The following is a 12,611-nucleotide window of genomic DNA, read 5'->3' on the forward strand; positions in this document are numbered from 1 at the left end:
GACTGCACCGCAGTCCTACGGAGGTCACCGCACCCGTGAGCAACTCAGACCTGATCACCGCCAGCGCGCCGCTGATGCGCGCCGGCGGCTCGATGATGAACCTCAACGACTCGGTCTACGAGCGCCTGCTGCGTGAGCGGATCATCTTCCTCGGCAGCCAGGTCGACGACGTCATCGCCAACCAGCTGGCCGCGCAGATGCTGCTGCTGTCCGCAGAGGACCCCAAGCGCGACATCCACCTCTACATCAACTCGCCCGGCGGCTCCGTCACCGCCGGCATGGCGATCTTCGACACGATGCAGTTCATCGACTGCGACGTCGCCACCTACGCGATGGGCCTGGCCGCCTCGATGGGCCAGTTCCTGCTCACCGCCGGGACGAAGGGCAAGCGCTACTCGCTGCCCCACACGCGGATCCTGATGCACCAGCCCTCGGCCGGCGTCGGCGGCACCGCCTCCGACATCGCCATCCAGGCTGAGCTGTTCCGCAACACCAAGGCCCAGCTCAACGAGCTGCAGGCGCAGTTCACCGGGCAGACGGTCGAGCAGATCGAGAAGGACTCCGACCGCGACCGGTGGTTCACCGCGCAGGAGGCCCTCGAGTACGGCTTCGTCGACCACGTGGTGACCCGCGCGGAGTCCATGACCTCGACCGACAACCCGGTCACCGACGGACCGGAGAAGTGACCATGTCTGATTTCCCGCTGCCGCAGAGCAAGAGCGACTTCCAGATGCCGCAGAGCACGAACAGCGTCGAGATGCCCTCCAGCCGGTACATCCTGCCCTCCTTCGTGGAGCGCACGAGCTACGGCATGAAGGAGTCGAACCCGTACAACAAGCTCTTCGAGGAGCGCATCATCTTCCTCGGGGTGCAGGTCGACGACGCCTCGGCCAACGACGTCATGGCGCAGCTGATCACGCTGGAGTCCAACGACCCCGACCGTGACATCACGATGTACATCAACAGCCCCGGTGGCTCGTTCACCGCGCTGACGGCCATCTACGACACGATGATGTTCGTCCGCCCCGACATCCAGACCGTCTGCATGGGCCAGGCGGCCTCCGCGGCCGCCGTCCTGCTGGCTGCCGGGACCAAGGGCAAGCGCCTGGCGCTGCCGTACTCCCGAGTGCTGATCCACCAGCCCTCCGGCGAGGCCGGTGGCCAGGTCACCGACCTGGAGATCCACGCCCGGGAGATCGAGCGGGTGCGGGTGCAGATGGAGCAGATCCTGGCCCGGCACACCGGACAGACCCAGGAGCAGGTCCGCAAGGACATCGACCGGGACAAGATCCTCACGGCCCAGCAGGCCATGGAGTACGGGATCGTCGACCAGGTCATCCAGAGCCGCAAGCTCAACGCGCTGCCGCCGGTCTGATCCGGTGACAGGACGGGCCGAGAGCGCGCGTGTCGCGCTCTCGGCCCGTACCGTTCTCCCATCCTCCGTTCCGGCGGTCTCCCGAGGACTCCGCCGGGTCACGGGGGAGGGCCGGGGCAGGTGGTGCGGGCCGGGCGACCCGGGTGAGTTCCTGCCTGGGAACGTCGGATCGGCCGGGTAGGTTCGGTGAACGCCCGATTCCCCGGTCACGACCGCAGGGACACCGAACGCCAGCAGGACGGGCGTCGACAAGGGCATGACACAGCACGAACCAACGGGACCGCGGCAGCGCTGTCCCATTCGAGGTGGAGGTCAGCCAGGTGGCACGTATCGGTGAGAGCGGCGACCTGCTCAAGTGCTCGTTCTGCGGGAAGAGCCAGAAGCAGGTCAAGAAGCTCATCGCTGGCCCTGGGGTGTACATCTGCGACGAGTGCATCGACCTCTGCAACGAGATCATCGAGGAAGAGCTCTCGGAGTCGTCGGACCTCAAGTTCGACGAGCTGCCCAAGCCCAAGGAGATCCACGACTTCCTCGAGCAGTACGTCATCGGCCAGGACCAGGCCAAGCGCACGCTCGCCGTCGCCGTCTACAACCACTACAAGCGGGTGCAGGCCGGCGGCACGGACCGGGGCCGGGACGAGGGCGTCGAGCTCGCCAAGTCCAACATCCTGCTGATGGGCCCGACCGGCTGCGGCAAGACGCACCTGGCGCAGACGCTGGCCCGGATGCTCAACGTGCCCTTCGCGATCGCGGACGCCACGGCGCTCACCGAGGCCGGCTACGTCGGCGAGGACGTCGAGAACATCCTGCTCAAGCTGATCCAGGCAGCCGACTACGACGTCAAGCGCGCCGAGACCGGGATCATCTACATCGACGAGGTCGACAAGATCGCCCGCAAGAGCGAGAACCCGTCGATCACCCGCGACGTCTCCGGTGAGGGCGTGCAGCAGGCGCTGCTGAAGATCCTCGAGGGCACGACCGCGTCGGTGCCCCCGCAGGGTGGGCGGAAGCACCCGCACCAGGAGTTCATCCAGATCGACACCACCAACGTGCTGTTCATCGTCGGTGGCGCGTTCGCCGGGCTGGACCAGGTGATCGAGGCCCGCACCGGCAAGCAGGGCATCGGTTTCGGTGCCGAGGTCCGCGGCAAGGCCGAGATCGAGGAGGCCAACGCCTTCGCGCAGGTCATGCCCGAGGACCTGCTGAAGTTCGGCATGATCCCCGAGTTCATCGGCCGGCTGCCGGTGATCACCAGCGTGCAGAAGCTCGACCGCACGGCGCTGATGAACATCCTCACCGAGCCGAAGAACGCCCTGGTGCGCCAGTACCGGCGGTTGTTCGAGCTCGACGGGGTGGAGCTGGAGTTCACCGACGACGCGCTCGAGTCGATCGCCGACCAGGCGATCCTGCGGGGCACCGGTGCCCGTGGTCTGCGGGCGATCCTGGAGGAGGTGCTCCAGTCGGTGATGTACGACATCCCCAGCCGCGAGGACGTCGCCACGGTCGTCATCACCCGCGAGGTCGTGCTGGAGCACGTGAGCCCCACCCTCGTGCCCCGCAAGCCCGCCCGCGCCCCCCGCGAGAAGTCCGCGTAGCTCACCCGGGCCGCGAGACGGCCCGCTCCCCTCCGGGGGAGCGGGCCGTCTGCGTTCCAGGAGTCGGCGTGCGTGGACTGACAGCTGGCAGCTGCCCGACTGACAGTCCGCGCCCGCCGTCCACAGATGCTCGGCGCGGCTACGGCGCCCAGGCCGGGCGCGCCAGGCTGTCGGGGTGCGGCACGACGTCGAAGGCCTGGTCGGACCGCGAGGATGGACCACGTGGGCGCAGTTGACGGCGCAGGTGAGCCCGACGACCGTCCGCTCCTGGGTCGCGAGTGGCCGGCTGCTGCGTCTCGGTGGTGGCTGCTACGCGGTGCCGGGGTCGACGACCGACTGGCCGGTCCGGGTGGCTGCCGCCGTCCGGTCGCGGGAGGCCGTGGTCAGCCACGCCACCGCCCTGGCGCTCTGGGGCCTCGTCGCGCCGCCCGTTGGTCCCGTCCACGTCACCGTGGCGCCGGGCCGCAGTGGTCGTGGTGCTCCGGGAGTCGTGCTGCACCGGGTGGCCGACGTGGACTGGCACGTGCGGCCGGTCGGCGGGTTGCCGGTGACGTCGGTCGAACGTTCGGTCGTCGACGCGTGGGCTGACCCCTCCGGTGCCGGGCGCCCCGCTGTCCGCGCAGCAGCGATCACCGCGGTCCGCCGGCGGCTGTGCACGGCGCGACAGTTGGCCGATGAGCTGGCTCGACGTCCCCGGTTGCCCGGGCGAGCTGCCTTGACCGAACTCGTCCGGTTGCTCGCCGACGGGTGCCAGAGCGAGCTCGAGATCTGGGGTTGCCTGCAGGTCCTGCGTGCTCCGGGCATGCCAGCGTTCGTCCAGCAGCGTCCGATCACGGTGGCGGGGGAGCGCTTCCTCCTCGACGCCGCCTGCGAGGACGTGCTGCTCGCCGTCGAGATGGACGGTGCCGCCTGGCACGGCTCCCGCGAGCAGCGAGAGCGGGACATCCGCCGAGATGCCCTGGTGGCCACGGTGGGGTGGCAGACGCTCCGGTTCAGCTACCGGAGGCTCACCGCCGAAGCCGCCGCCTGCCAGAGAGAGATCCTGACCGTCCACGCCGCCCGGCGTCGCCTCTTCGGGCTCGACGTCGTGCGCTGAGTGCCAGGTCCAGCGTCGGCACCTGGCACTCAGCGCACACGGTCAGGCCTCGGGCGTCTCGGCGAGGACGACGTCGACGTGGAGCGGGCCGTCGCCGGCGACCACGGTCAGTTCTGCGATCCGGCCGGCGTCCACCAGGTCACCCCGGGCGGCCTCGACCGCGGCCATCCGCGCCTCGGAGACGGTCACCGTCGTCGTCGCGACATCGGTGCGCATCGACGTCTTGGCGTCGGACTTCGCCTTGCGCACCAGCGACAGCACCTCGGCCGCCGCCGACACCACCGCCGGGTCGCCCCCGGCCGGCAGCTCGCTCGCGGTCGGCCACAGCGCCCGGTGCACCGAGCCGGTCTGCCACCAGGACCAGACCTCCTCGGTCACGAACGGCAGCACCGGGGCGAGCAGCCGCAGCTGCACCGAGAGCGCCAGCGCCAGCGTGGCCTGGGCGGAAGCAGCCCCAGGGCCAGAGCCGTAGGCCCGGGTCTTCACCAGCTCCACGTAGTCGTCGCAGAACGACCAGAAGAACGACTCGGTGACCTCGAGCGCCCGGGTGTAGTTGTAGGCCTCCATCGCCGCGGTCGCCTCGTCGACCACCTGCGCCAACGAGGCGAGCAGCCCGCGGTCGATCGGCTCGGTGACCGCCTCGGCCGTCAGGTCGGGAGAGGCGCCCAGCCCCAGCACGAACTTGCCGATGTTGAGGACCTTCATGGCCAGCCGGCGGCCGACCTTCATCTGCGCCTCGTCGAACGGGCTGTCCGCCCCCGGCCGGGCGCCGGCGGCTCGCCAGCGCACCGCGTCGGTCCCGTAGCGCTCCAGCACGTCGATCGGGGTGGTCGCGTTGCCCTTGGACTTCGACATCTTCTTGCGGTCGGGGTCGACCACGAAGCCGGAGATGGTCGCGTGCGTCCACGGCACCGTGCCGTGCTCGAAGTGCGCCCGGACGACGGTGGAGAACAGCCAGGTGCGGATGATGTCGTGCGCCTGCGGCCGCTGGTCCATCGGGAAGACGTGCGCGAACAGCTCCGGGTCGGTCTCCCAGCCCGAGGCGACCTGCGGCGACAGCGACGAGGTGGCCCAGGTGTCCATGACGTCGGGGTCGGCCATGAACCCGCCCGGCACGCCCCGCTGGTCGGCGGTGAACCCTTCCGGGACGTCGGAGGACGGGTCGACCGGCAGCACCGACTCCGGCGCCAGGATCGGGGCGGAGTAGTCGGGCTCGCCCTCGGAGTCCAACCGGTACCAGACCGGGAACGGCACGCCGAAGAAGCGCTGCCGGCTGATCAGCCAGTCGCCGTTGAGGCCCTCGACCCAGTTGTCGTAGCGGTGCCGCATGTGCTCGGGCACCCACTGGATCTCCCGCCCGCGGGCCAGCAGGGCGTCGCGCAGGTCGCCGTCCCGCCCGCCGTTGCGGATGTACCACTGCCGGGTGGTGACGATCTCCAGCGGGCGCTCGCCCTTCTCGAAGAACTTCACCGGGTGGGTGATCGGCTTCGGGTCGCCCGCCAGGTCGCCGGACTCGCGGAGCAGCTCGACGATCCGCTGCTGCGCACTGAAGGAGGTCTTGCCGGCCAGCTCGCCGTACACGGCGGCGGGCACGTCGGCCGGCGGCTCGGCGAGGAAGCGGCCGTCCCAGCCGATGACGGCGCGGGTCGGCAGCTGCAGCTCCCGCCACCAGGTGACGTCGTTCAGGTCACCGAAGGTGCAGATCATCGCGATGCCCGAGCCCTTGTCCGGCTCGGCCAGCCGGTGGGCGACCACGGGGACCTCGACGCCGAACAGGGGAGTGGTCACCGTCTTCCCGAACAGCGGCTGGTAGCGCTCGTCGTCGGGGTGGGCGACCAGGGCGACGCACGCCGGCAGCAGCTCCGGGCGGGTGGTCTCGATGAACACCGGGTCGCCCGAGGGCCCGCTGAAGCCGATCCGGTGGTAGGCGCCGGGGCGCTCCCGGTCCTCCAGCTCGGCCTGGGCGACCGCGGTGCGGAAGGTGACGTCCCAGAGGGTCGGCGCCTCCTGGGCGTAGGCCTCACCGCGGGCCAGGTTGTGCAGGAACATCTTCTGCGCGGTGGCCCGGGAGGACTCCGAGATCGTCCGGTAGACGCCTCCCCAGTCGACCGAGAGGCCGACCCGGCGCCACAACTTCTCGAACTCGGCCTCGTCGACCGCGGTCAGCCGCTCGCACAGCTCGACGAAGTTGCGCCGGGAGATCGGCTGCTGGTCCTTGCCCGCCTTCTCCGGCGGCTGGAAGTCCTCGTCGTAGGGGAGCGAGGGGTCGCAGCGCACGCCGTAGTAGTTCTGCACCCGGCGCTCGGTGGGCAGGCCGTTGTCGTCCCAGCCCATCGGGTAGAAGACGTGCTTGCCGCGCATCCGGTGGTACCGGGCGACGATGTCGGTGTGGGTGTAGCTGAAGACGTGGCCCACGTGCAGCGACCCGCTCGCCGTCGGCGGCGGGGTGTCGATCGCGTAGGTCTGCGCGCGGGGTGCGGACAGCGCGGCGTCACGGTCGAAGGCGTAGGTGTCGCCCTCGGCCCAGCGGGCCACCCACTTCTCCTCCAGCCCGTCGATCGAGGGCTTCTCGGGTACGCCGCCGGTGCTCCCCGGGGGAGTGCTGTCCAGGGATCGGGTGTCGGCAACCATGACTGGCATCCTAAGAGCGATGAGCACCTCCCTTTCCCGTGACCTGGCCCGGGTCGAGCAGGCGCTCCTGGCGCGGTGGCCGGAGAACCGGCTCGAGCCGTCGCTGACCCGCATCTCCGCCCTGGTCGACCTGCTCGGCTCCCCGCACCGGGCGATGCCCGTCGTCCAGGTGACCGGCACCAACGGCAAGACGACGACGGCGCGGATGGTCGACGAGCTGCTGCGCGGCTTCGGCCTGCGCGTCGGCCGGTTCACCAGCCCGCACCTGGAGTCGATGCGGGAGCGGATCGTGCTCGACGGCGAGCCGCTGCCGGCCGAGCGCTTCGTCGAGGTCTACGACGACGTCGCCCCCTACGTGCAGATGGTCGACGCGGGCAGCGACGTCCCGATGTCCTTCTTCGAGGTGATGGTCGCGATGGCCTACGCCGCCTTCGCCGAGGCGCCGGTGGACGTCGCGGTCGTCGAGGTCGGCATGGGCGGCACCTGGGACGCGACCAACGTCGCCGACGCCCGGGTCGCCGTCGTCACGCCCGTCTCGATGGACCACGCCGAGTACCTGGGGCCCGACGTCGCCACGATCGCCACCGAGAAGGCCGGGATCATCAAGCCGGCCACCGGGGACGGCGTGCTGCCCGACGGTCGCCCGGACGGCGGTGTCGTCGCGGTGCTCGCCCACCAGCCGGCCGGCGCGCTGGAGGCGCTGGTGCGGCGGGCGATCGAGGTCGACGCGACCGTCGCCCGCGAGGGCACCGAGTTCGGCGTGCTCGAGCGCCGGGTCGCCGTCGGCGGCCAGCAGGTGCGGCTGCAGGGGCTGGGCGGTGAGTACGACGAGGTCTTCCTTCCGTTGTTCGGCGCGCACCAGGCGCAGAACGCCGCCGTCGCGCTGGCCGCGGTCGAGGCGTTCCTGGGCGCGGGGTCGGCCACCGGCCCGGTCGCCCAGGACGTCGTCCGGGAGTCCTTCGCCTCGGTGCGCTCGCCCGGGCGGCTGGAGCGGGTGCGCACCTCCCCGGCGGTGCTGGTCGACGCGGCGCACAACCCGGCCGGCATGGCGGCGACGGTCGAGGCGGTCCGCGAGTCCTTCGACTTCACCCGGCTGGTCGGCGTCGTCGGCTGCGTCCAGGGCAAGGACGTCAGCGGCATGCTGGCCGAGCTGGAGCCGCTGTGCGCCGAACTGGTGGTCACCCAGAACAGCTCTCCGCGGGCGATCCCGGCCGACGAGCTGGGGGCGCTGGCCGTCGACGTGTTCGGGGCCGACCGGGTCAGCGTGCACCCGCTGCTCACCGACGCGCTGGAGTCGGCGATGGAGCTGGCCGAGGCCGGTCCCGACGACGCCCTCGGTGGGTCCGGCGTGCTGGTGACCGGCAGCGTGATCACCGCGGGGGAGGCCCGCAGCCTCCTCGGCGGCAAGCGGTCGTGACGGCACCCGACCCGGTGCGCGCCGGCAAGGCGCTGGGGGGAGCTGCCGCCGCGATCCTGCTGATGGAGGGGATCGCCGTCCTCTTCGTGCCGCGCGGCATCGCGCAGAGCGGGGAGGGGCTGACCAGCACCCGGCTCACGGTCGTGCTCGTCCTGGCGGTGTTGCTGATCCTGGCCAGCGGGGTGCAGCGCCGCCCGCAGGGTCTGTTCGTCGGCACGGCACTACAGGTGCCGCTGCTGCTCACCGGGCTGATCAGCGGGGCGATGTGGTTCGTCGGCGGCGTGTTCCTGCTGATCTGGCTCTACCTGCTGCAGGTCCGCAAGGAGCTGCTCGGCACGCCCTTCGGGTCGCCGCCGACCGCACCCCCGGGGCCGCCCGCCGGCTGACGGGAGCTCACGCGGCCGAGGCGTCCCCGAGCTGCCCGCGCAGCCGGTCGGCGTCGGTGCCCAGCTGCTGGAGCACCCGCTGCACCACCGGATCGCCGACGGCGAGCAACCCGGCCAGCAGCGCACCGCTGTCGATGACCCGCGCCCGGCGGCGGAGCCTGGACCGCAGGACGTGGCGCAGTGACTCCTCCAGGGCGCGCTTGCTCCCTTCGGCGAAGGGCAGGTGACCAGACGGGTCGCGGCCGCCGCGGTCCAGCGCGCCCTGGCCGAAGGCGGACTCGGCGGCAGCTCGCACCTGGTCCAGGTCGATGCCGATGGCGGCCAGTGCGTCGGCGTCCAGCGCGCCGTTCGAGCGTGCCAGGGCCGACTCGACGGATCCCAGGTCGACGCCGGTCGCCCGCAGCACCTGGCCCCCTCGACCGGGGTCGGCGGTCAGGGCCAGCAGGAGGTGCACCGGTTCGATCTGCTCGGCGCGCAGCCAGCGAGCCTGTGCCTGCGTCATGACGACCACCTGACGGGCCTCTCGGGTGAAGCGCTCGAACACGTCAGCGGTCCCTTCGTGAGGTGGCGTGCTTCTTGTGGACGGCCTGCTTGCTGACGCCGAGGGCGTCGGCGATCTGTTGCCAGGACCAGCCGCGCGCCCGGGCGTTGCCGACCTGCAGCACCTCCAGGCGGTCGGCGAGGTCGCGGAGCGCACGGATGGCACGGAGCCCGGTGTCCGGGTCGTCGGCCGCGGCGGCGGTGGTGACGTCGGTGGGGGAGGCCATGCCGTCAACCTAGATTGACGAATTTCCCTTGTCAACCGGAGTTGACGGGAACCGTCCCGTACGCTCCCGGCCGTGTCTGCACCCACTGCTGAGCGTTCGCTGGTCCTGATCAAGCCCGACGGCGTGGCCCGGGGCCTGGTCGGCCAGGTCATCGCCCGCCTGGAGGCCAAGGGCCTGCGCCTGGTCGCCGCCGAGCTGCGCACCCTGACCGCCGACGTCGCCGAGGAGCACTACGGCGAGCACCGCGAGCGGCCGTTCTTCGGCTCGCTGGTCGAGTTCATCACCGGGGGCCCGCTGCTGGCCCTCGTGGTCGAGGGCCCGCGCGCCATCGAGGCGTTCCGAGCGCTGGCCGGCGCGACCGACCCGGTGAAGGCCGCGCCCGGCACGATCCGCGGCGACTTCGCCCTCGAGGTGCAGGCCAACATCGTGCACGGCTCCGACTCGCCCGAGTCGGCCGCGCGCGAGATCGCGCTCTTCTTCCCCCAGCTCTGAGGAAGGGCCCCCTCGCCCCCCACCGCTCGCGAGCTCGCGGTGGGCCTCTGCCAGGGGGCCTGATGCCGAAGTCGCGACTTCGGCCCCTGGCGGAGCGGCTACCCTGGGCGGGTCATGACTGTCGAGTCTCTATACCCCCGCCTCGAGCCCCTCCTCGCCCAGGTCCAGAAGCCCATCCAGTACGTCGGTGGCGAGCTCAACGCCCAGGTCAAGCCGTGGGACGACGTCGCCGTCCACTGGGCGCTGATGTACCCGGACGCCTACGAGGTGGGCCTGCCCAACCAGGGCCTCATGATCCTGTACGAGGTGCTCAACGAGCGCCCCGACGCCCTGGCCGAGCGCACCTACGCCGTCTGGCCCGACCTCGCCGGGCTGATGCGCGAGCACGGGGTCGGCCAGTTCACCGTCGACGCCCACCGCCCGGTGCGGGAGTTCGACCTGCTCGGCGTCAGCTTCGCCACCGAGCTCGGTTACACGAACCTGCTCGAGGCGCTCGACCTCGCCGGCGTCCCGCTGCACGCCGTCGACCGCGACGAGAGCCACCCGGTGGTCGTCGCCGGCGGGCACGCCGCCTTCAACCCCGAGCCGGTCAGCGACTTCGTCGACTGCGCGGTGCTCGGGGACGGCGAGCAGGTCGTCGGGGACATCACCGACGTCGTCGCCGCCTGGAAGGAGCAGGGCCGCCCCGGTGGGCGGGTCGAGCTGCTGGCCCGGCTCTCCCGGGTCGACGGGGTCTACGTGCCCCGCTTCTACGCGGTCAGCTATGCCGCCGACGGCACGATCGCCGAGGTGCGCCGCACCCGGGACGACGTCCCGGCCCGCGTCGGCAAGCGCACGGTGATGGACCTCGACGAGTGGCCCTACCCCAAGCAGCCGCTGGTCCCGCTGGCCGAGAGCGTGCACGAGCGGATGAGCGTGGAGATCTTCCGCGGCTGCACCCGTGGCTGCCGCTTCTGCCAGGCCGGGATGATCACCCGCCCGGTCCGCGAGCGCACCATCACCGGCATCGGCTCGATGGTCGACGCCGGGCTCAAGGCCACCGGCTACGAGGAGGTGGGCCTGCTCTCGCTGAGCAGCGCCGACCACTCCGAGATCGGCCAGCTGGCCAAGGAGCTCGCCGACCGGTACGAGGGCACCAACACCGGCCTGTCGCTGCCCTCCACCCGGGTCGACGCCTTCAACGTCACCCTGGCCAACGAGCTCTCCCGCAACGGCCGCCGCTCCGGGCTGACCTTCGCCCCCGAGGGCGGCAGCGAGCGGATCCGCCGGGTGATCAACAAGACCGTGTCCAAGGAGGACCTGGTCCGCACGGTCACCACGGCCTACGCCAACGGCTGGCGCCAGGTGAAGCTCTACTTCATGTGCGGCCTGCCCACCGAGACCGACGAGGACGTGCTGGAGATCGCCGAGCTGGCGGTCGAGGTGATCCGCGCCGGCCGGGAGGCCAGTGGCAGCAAGGACATCCGCTGCACCGTCTCCATCGGTGGCTTCGTGCCCAAGCCGCACACCCCCTTCCAGTGGGCCGCCCAGGCCAGCGCCGAGACGATCGACCACCGGCTGCGGATCCTGCGCGAGGCGATCAACGCCGACCGCCGGATCGGTCGCTCGATCGGCTTGCGCTACCACGACGGCAAGCCCGGCGTGATCGAGGGGCTGCTGTCGCGCGGCGACCGCCGGGTCGGTCGGGTCATCGAGCGGGTCTGGCGCGACGGCGGGCACTTCGACGGCTGGAGCGAGCACTTCTCCTACGACCGATGGCAGACGGCCGCGGCCGAGGAGCTCGCTGCGTTCGGGCTCGACCTGGCCTGGTACACCACCCGGGAGCGCACCGAGCACGAGGTGCTGCCCTGGGACCACCTGGACTCCGGGCTGGACAAGGAGTGGCTCTGGGACGACTGGCAGGACGCGATCAGTGAGGACGAGGTCGGCGACTGCCGCTGGACCGGCTGCTACGACTGCGGTGTCTGCCCGACGATGGGCACCGACATCCAGATCGGGCCCACCGGGCGCAGCCTGCTGCCCCTGACCCCCGTCAGCCGGTAGTGGCACGCACCCCGGACGGCCCGCCGCCGCCGCCCACCGTGCAGAAGCTGCGGCTCCGCTACACCAAGCGCGGACCGCTGCGGTTCGCCTCGCACCGCGACCTGGCTCGCGCCCTGGAGCGTGCGCTGCGTCGTGCGCAGGTCCCGATGGCGTTCTCCGCCGGGTTCAGCCCACACCCGAAGATCTCCTACATGGGGGCGGCGCCGACCGGTGCCGCCTCGGAGGCGGAGTACTTCGAGATCGGGCTGTCCGCGCGGCGCGACCCGGAGCAGGTGCGGGCCGCGCTGGACGCCTCGTTGCCGCCGGGGATCGACGTCCTGGAGTGCGTCGAGGCGGTCGAGGGCAGCGGTTCGCTGGCCGACCGGCTCAACGCCACCCGGTGGCGGATCGACCTGCCCGGGGTGGACGCGGACGAGCTGTCCGCCGCCGTGCAGACCTTCCTCGCCCAGGAGGTGGTGCTGGTCGCGAAACGGACCAAGAACGGCACCAAGGACGTCGACGCGCGGGAGGCCGTCGTCTCTGCTGCGGTCGCTGTTGAGGCAGGTTGTGCCATACTGCTCGTGGTCGTACGGCAGCTCACGCCGACCGTGCGACCGGATGACGTGATGGCCGCTCTGGCTGCCGTCGCCGACCTGCACCCGCCGTTGCCCGCCAGGGCCGTGCGTGAGGCGCAGGGCCGGCTCGACGACAGCGGTGACGTCGCCGATCCGCTCGGGCCCGACCGCGTGGCCAGTTCCCGCTGCCAGGGGGAGCCGGCTCAGGTCTGATCCGGTCGGACCCGGATGCGCCCGGCGTCGCCTGCGCCACGT

The 12,611-nt window shown here is 71.5% G+C and carries 12 protein-coding genes; 9 read left to right on the plus strand and 3 right to left on the minus strand.

Going from position 1 to position 12,611, the window contains the following annotated elements:
• Positions 1-35: 35 nt before the first annotated feature.
• The 4 genes from O2W18_RS06095 to O2W18_RS06110 all read left to right on the plus strand — a co-directional run bounded on the left by O2W18_RS06095 (position 36) and on the right by O2W18_RS06110 (position 4,066).
• Positions 36-686, plus strand: a complete 651-nt coding sequence (locus tag O2W18_RS06095) for an ATP-dependent Clp protease proteolytic subunit (protein ID WP_442929123.1) — start codon at positions 36-38, stop codon at positions 684-686.
• Between the two features lie 2 nt (positions 687-688).
• Entirely contained in the window at positions 689-1,375 is a 687-nt protein-coding gene (locus O2W18_RS06100) for an ATP-dependent Clp protease proteolytic subunit (protein ID WP_442929124.1), read from the plus strand.
• 320 nt (positions 1,376-1,695) lie between these two features.
• The gene (clpX, locus tag O2W18_RS06105) at positions 1,696-2,970 is read left to right on the plus strand and encodes an ATP-dependent Clp protease ATP-binding subunit ClpX (RefSeq protein WP_269171385.1); all 1,275 of its coding nucleotides are present in this window, start codon (positions 1,696-1,698) and stop codon (positions 2,968-2,970) included.
• A gap of 244 nt (positions 2,971-3,214) precedes the next feature.
• On the plus strand, positions 3,215-4,066 hold the full coding sequence (locus O2W18_RS06110) for a DUF559 domain-containing protein (RefSeq protein ID WP_269186646.1): 852 nt from the start codon (positions 3,215-3,217) through the stop codon (positions 4,064-4,066).
• 42 nt (positions 4,067-4,108) lie between these two features.
• Here the strand turns inward: O2W18_RS06110 and valS are convergent, their stop codons facing one another.
• Positions 4,109-6,697 carry a valine--tRNA ligase gene (valS, locus tag O2W18_RS06115; RefSeq protein ID WP_269186647.1) on the minus strand — a complete coding sequence of 863 codons (2,589 nt, stop codon included), beginning with the start codon at positions 6,695-6,697 and terminating at the stop codon, positions 4,109-4,111.
• Between the two features lie 19 nt (positions 6,698-6,716).
• Here valS and O2W18_RS06120 point away from each other — a divergent pair, with 19 nt between their 5' ends.
• Entirely contained in the window at positions 6,717-8,114 is a 1,398-nt protein-coding gene (locus O2W18_RS06120; protein WP_269186648.1) for a bifunctional folylpolyglutamate synthase/dihydrofolate synthase, read from the plus strand.
• Complete coding sequence (locus tag O2W18_RS06125) at positions 8,111-8,500, plus strand: DUF4233 domain-containing protein (protein ID WP_269186649.1); 390 nt, start codon at positions 8,111-8,113, stop codon at positions 8,498-8,500. The genes O2W18_RS06120 and O2W18_RS06125 overlap by 4 nt, the downstream gene beginning before the upstream one ends.
• 7 nt (positions 8,501-8,507) lie before the next feature.
• Here the strand turns inward: O2W18_RS06125 and O2W18_RS06130 are convergent, their stop codons facing one another.
• The gene (locus tag O2W18_RS06130) at positions 8,508-9,002 is read right to left on the minus strand and encodes a Clp protease N-terminal domain-containing protein (protein WP_269186650.1); all 495 of its coding nucleotides are present in this window, start codon (positions 9,000-9,002) and stop codon (positions 8,508-8,510) included.
• A gap of 43 nt (positions 9,003-9,045) precedes the next feature.
• Positions 9,046-9,267, minus strand: coding sequence for a helix-turn-helix domain-containing protein (locus O2W18_RS06135; protein WP_036336706.1), 222 nt, complete (start codon positions 9,265-9,267; stop codon positions 9,046-9,048).
• Positions 9,268-9,339: 72 nt separating this feature from the next.
• Between O2W18_RS06135 and ndk the strand changes: the two genes are divergently transcribed.
• The 3 genes from ndk (at position 9,340) to O2W18_RS06150 (ending at position 12,569) form a co-directional block, all read left to right on the plus strand.
• Complete coding sequence (ndk, locus tag O2W18_RS06140; RefSeq protein WP_269186651.1) at positions 9,340-9,759, plus strand: nucleoside-diphosphate kinase; 420 nt, start codon at positions 9,340-9,342, stop codon at positions 9,757-9,759.
• 114 nt (positions 9,760-9,873) lie between these two features.
• Positions 9,874-11,802, plus strand: coding sequence for a TIGR03960 family B12-binding radical SAM protein (locus tag O2W18_RS06145; protein ID WP_269186652.1), 1,929 nt, complete (start codon positions 9,874-9,876; stop codon positions 11,800-11,802).
• Positions 11,802-12,569, plus strand: a complete 768-nt coding sequence (locus O2W18_RS06150; RefSeq protein ID WP_269186653.1) for a TIGR03936 family radical SAM-associated protein — start codon at positions 11,802-11,804, stop codon at positions 12,567-12,569. Before O2W18_RS06145 ends, O2W18_RS06150 begins: the two co-directional genes overlap by 1 nt.
• Positions 12,570-12,611: the final 42 nt, after the last annotated feature.

This window comes from Modestobacter sp. VKM Ac-2983, assembly GCF_026967885.1.
GTDB lineage: Bacteria > Actinomycetota > Actinomycetes > Mycobacteriales > Geodermatophilaceae > Modestobacter.